Consider the following 3,737-nt stretch of genomic DNA (forward strand, 5'->3'; position numbering starts at 1 on the left):
GCGCGGGCGCCTACATCTGCGGCGAGGAGACGGCGCTGCTGGACTCGCTCGAAGGCTACAGAGGTCAACCCCGGCTCAAGCCCCCGTTCCCCGCCGTGGCGGGCCTCTACGCCTCGCCGACTGTGGTGAACAACGTCGAGTCGATCGCGAGTGTTCCCTCGATCATCGCGAACGGCGCCGACTGGTTCGCCGGCATGGGCACCGAGAAGTCCAAGGGCTTCGGCATCTTCTCGCTGAGCGGCCACGTCACCAGGCCAGGCCAGTACGAGGCGCCGCTCGGCATCACGCTGCGCGAGCTGCTCGACATGGCGGGCGGCATCCGCAAGGGGCACCAGATCAAGTTCTGGACCCCGGGCGGCTCGTCCACGCCGATCTTCACCGACGAGCACCTCGACGTGCCGCTCGACTTCGAGGGGGTCGGCGCCAAGGGCTCCATGCTCGGCACCCGGGCCCTGCAGATCTTCGACGAGACCACCTGCGTGGTCCGTACGGTGCTGCGCTGGACCGAGTTCTACGCCCACGAGTCCTGCGGCAAGTGCACGCCGTGCCGCGAGGGCACGTACTGGCTCAAGCAGGTGCTCAAGCGCCTGGAGGCGGGCCAGGGCACCGAGGACGACCTGGCCACGATCACCGACATCGCCGACAACATCCTGGGCCGCTCGTTCTGCGCGCTCGGCGATGGCGCGACCAGCCCGATCCACTCCTCGGTGAAGTACTTCCGCGATGAGTACCTCAAGCACTTCGAGATCGGCGGCTGCCCGTTCGACCCGAAGAAGTCCACTCTCTGGGGTGAGCAGTGACAGTCGTAGAGACCCAGACGAACCTGGTGACCCTGACGATCGACGGGTTCCAGGTCAGTGTTCCCAAGGGCACGTTGATCATCAGGGCCGCCGAGCTGCTGGGCATCCAGATCCCCAGGTTCTGCGACCACCCGCTGCTCGACCCGGCGGCCAACTGCCGTCAGTGCCTGGTCGACATCCCCGACGCGGGCAACGGCCGCGGCTTCCCCAAGCCGCAGCCGTCGTGCGCGATCGAGGTCGCCGAGGGCATGGTGGTGCAGACCCAGCTCACCTCGCCGGTCGCCGAGAAGGCGCAGCGCGCGGCGATGGAGCTGCTGCTGATGAACCACCCGCTCGACTGCCCGGTCTGCGACAAGGGCGGCGAGTGCCCCCTGCAGAACCAGGCCATGTCGAACGGCCAGGGCGAGTCGCGCTTCCAGGAGCAGAAGCGGACCTTCCCCAAGCCGCTGGCGCTGTCCACGCAGGTGCTGCTCGACCGCGAGCGCTGCGTGCAGTGCGCGCGCTGCATCCGCTTCTCCGACCAGATCGCCGGTGACCCGCTCATCGAGTTCTTCGAGCGCGGGGCCAAGGAGCAGGTGCGGGTGGCCGACGGCCAGCCGTTCAACTCCTACTTCTCGGGCAACACCGTGCAGATCTGCCCGGTCGGCGCGCTCACCGGCGCCGCCTACCGGTTCCGCGCCCGCCCGTTCGACCTGGTGTCCACGCCGAGCGCGTGCGAGCACTGCGCCTCCGGCTGCAGCCTGCGCACCGACCACCGGCGCGGCCGGGTGACCCGGCGCCTGGCGGGCAACGACCCGCAGGTCAACGAGGAGTGGAACTGCGACAAGGGCCGCTGGGCGTTCACCTACGCGCAGCAGCCCGACCGGCTCAAGCAGCCGCTGGTCCGCAACGAGGAGGGCGTGCTGGTGCCCACCTCGTGGCCCGAGGCGCTCGAAGTCGCCGCCCGGGGGCTCGCCGCCGCCCGTGGCAAGGCCGGCGTGCTGGTCGGCGGCCGGGTCACGGTCGAGGACGCCTACGCGTACGCGAAGTTCGCCCGGGTCGCGCTCGCCTCCAACGACGTGGACTTCCGCGCGAGGCCGCACTCGGCCGAGGAGGCGCAGTTCCTCGCCCACGCGGTGGCCGGCAGGGGCATCGAGATCAGCTACGCCGACCTCGAGAACGCACCTCACGTGCTGCTCGTCGGGTTCGAGCCCGAGGAGGAGTCGCCGATCGTCTTCCTGCGCCTGCGCAAGGCGTGGATGAAGAAGGGGCTCAAGGTCTCCTCGATCGCGCCGTTCGCCTCTCCTGGCCTGGCGAAGATGGGCGGCACGCTCATCCGCACCGCGCCGGGCGCCGAGGCCGACGCGATCGGCGACCTGGTCGGCACCCTCGCCGAGGGCACGATCGTGCTGGCCGGCGAGCGCCTGGCCACCGTGCCGGGCGCGCTGTCCGCGCTGGTCAGGCTCGCCGCCGCCTCCGACGCGCGCATCGCCTGGATCCCGCGCAGGGCGGGCGAGCGCGGCGCGGTCGAGGCCGGTGCGCTGCCCAACCTGCTGCCGATCGGCCGCCCGGTGGACGACGAGACCGCCAGGGCCGAGGTCGCGCGGGCCTGGAACGTGGCCTCGCTGCCCACCACGCCCGGCCGCGACACCTCCGGCATCCTCGCCGCCGCCCGCGACGGCGAGCTCGACGCCCTGGTCGTGGCCGGTGTCGACCCCTACGACCTGTCCGACCCGGCGGCGGCGCTCGACGCGCTCGAGCGCACGCCGTTCATCGTCAGCCTGGAGATCCGCGCCAGCGCCGTCACCGACCGCGCGGACGTGGTCCTGCCCGTCGCCGCCGTCCAGGAGAAGGGCGGCACGTTCGTCAACTGGGAGGGCAGGGGCCGCTCGTTCGACGCGCCGCTCAAGGTGCCGGGCCTGCAGTCCGACATGGCCGTCATCGGCAACCTCGCCGACCGGATGGACGTGCATCTGGGCCTGCCCGACGCCAAGGCCGTCCGGCGCGAGCTGTCCGGGCTCGGCTCCTGGCGCGGCAGCCGGGTCAGCCCGCCCAACGCCCTGACCCGTCCGCAGGAGGTGCCGGAGCAGGGCCAGGCCCTGCTGGCCACCTGGCACCTGCTGCTCGACGAGGGCAGGCTGCAGGACGGCGAGCCGTACCTCGCGGGCACCGCCCGCACCGCCGAAGCACTGGTCTCGGGCCCCACGGCCGCCGAGCTCGGCGTCGCCGACGGCGACAAGCTCGTCGTCGGCGACCCCGCGGGCGGCTCCGTGACCCTGCCGGTGCGCATCGCCGACCTGCCCGACCGCGTGGTCTGGGTGCCGGCGAACTCCGGCGGCTGCTCGGTCACGCGTGACCTGCGCGCGGTGGCCGGCGACATCGTCACCATCGGGAGCGCCTCATGATCCACGTTCTCGCGGCCGATCCCACCCTCGCCGACTTCGGCAAGGACCCTCTGTGGATCACGATCATCAAGGCCGTGATGCTGTTCGCTTTCCTGATGCTGGGCATCCTGTTCGGCGTCTGGTTCGAGCGCAAGCTGATCTCGCGGATGCAGCACCGCTACGGCCCCAACCGGGCCGGCAAGTTCGGTCTGCTGCAGTCCGTGGCCGACGGTCTGAAGATGGGCCTGAAGGAGGACATCTTCCCGCGGACCGTGGACAAGGTGCTCTACCTGCTGGCGCCGGTCATCATGGTCGTGCCGGCGTTCCTGGCCTTCTCGATCGTGCCGTTCGGGCCGGTGGTCAACCTGTTCGGCGTGCAGACGCCGCTGCAGCTCGTCGACCTGCCGGTGGCGGTGCTGTTCATGCTGGCCATGGGCGCGGTGTCGGTCTACGGCGTGGTGCTGGCCGGATGGTCCTCGCGCTCGCCGTACGCGCTGCTCGGCGGTCTGCGCTCGGCGGCCCAGGTGGTCTCGTACGAGATCGCGATGGGCCTGTCGTTCGTGGCGATCTTCCT

Annotated in this window: 3 protein-coding genes; all 3 read left to right on the forward strand. The window is 71.2% G+C overall.

The features are described 5' to 3' along the window. Window positions 1-800 (forward strand): NADH-ubiquinone oxidoreductase-F iron-sulfur binding region domain-containing protein (locus ABZW11_RS46120; RefSeq protein ID WP_355432895.1); only part of this gene is annotated, 800 nt, incomplete at its 5' end. Continuing rightward, a complete protein-coding gene (locus ABZW11_RS46125) occupies window positions 797-3,184 on the forward strand; it encodes an NADH-quinone oxidoreductase subunit G (RefSeq protein ID WP_355432897.1) in 2,388 nt (795 codons plus the stop codon). The genes ABZW11_RS46120 and ABZW11_RS46125, both read left to right, overlap by 4 nt. Next, window positions 3,181-3,737: NADH-quinone oxidoreductase subunit H (locus ABZW11_RS46130; RefSeq protein WP_355432898.1), on the forward strand; the 557-nt coding region annotated here is incomplete at its 3' end. The genes ABZW11_RS46125 and ABZW11_RS46130, both read left to right, overlap by 4 nt.

Origin of the sequence: Nonomuraea sp. NPDC004580 (genome assembly GCF_040609855.1) — a bacterium.
Lineage (GTDB): Bacteria > Actinomycetota > Actinomycetes > Streptosporangiales > Streptosporangiaceae > Nonomuraea > Nonomuraea salmonea.